This window comes from Mycobacterium sp. E740 (assembly GCF_001672895.1).
In the GTDB taxonomy this organism is placed as follows: Bacteria; Actinomycetota; Actinomycetes; order Mycobacteriales; family Mycobacteriaceae; genus Mycobacterium.
Genome location: NZ_LZKP01000210.1, coordinates 1 through 621, shown reverse-complemented (window position 1 = coordinate 621; position 621 = coordinate 1). Strand labels below are relative to the sequence as shown.

Sequence of the window (621 nt, the reverse complement as noted above, 5' to 3'; positions counted from 1 at the left end):
GGTGGGCGGCCGTCCGCAGTCCGGCGGGCAGACGTAGCGCACCGGCGGCTTGCTCGACATCGCCGACACCGCGACCAGGGGCGCGGCGAGCCCGACGATCGCGAGAAGCCACGTCAGCACCAACCGCTTTCGCGACGTCGCGCGCGGAGACGAATCGGGCGGAGCTGTGTACCCGGGAAAGAACTCCGTCGGCGCGCTCACGGCGTATCACCGCGCACCGGCCGCACGGTGCGCCGCAACGCACGTGACGACCGCGACGACGCCCGCGTCGCCACCCCGCACACCGGGCAGAACGCCGTGTCCGGCACGACATGTCCGCAGTGTAGGCACAGCAGCGGTTCGTCCGAGCGGATCTCGTCGTGCGCCTCGTGCAGCAGCGCCAGCTGCAGGCCGACACGCAACAGGAACAGCGCGGCCAGCGCCACCACGAGATACAGCACCAGCATCAGCAGTTGCGGAAAGCGCGCGACGTCGATCAGGCCGAGACCGATGAACACGGCCAGCACCGCGGCGGCGAACCCGACGAGCACCAACCGCACCACCCCCGCCCGCTGTTGCCGCTTGCTCGGCGGACGGGTGAACCAGAGTGCTGCACCGATCAATCCGCCCGCCGCCGCGGCG

General features: G+C 71.3%; 2 pseudogenes. Both read right to left on the bottom strand.

Features of this window, described 5'->3' with window-relative positions:
- Positions 1–201, bottom strand: a pseudogene (locus tag A5663_RS20400) (hypothetical protein); the annotation flags it as partial.
- A pseudogene (locus A5663_RS20395) lies at positions 198–621 on the bottom strand (zinc ribbon domain-containing protein); the annotation flags it as partial. The pseudogenes A5663_RS20395 and A5663_RS20400, both read right to left, overlap by 4 nt.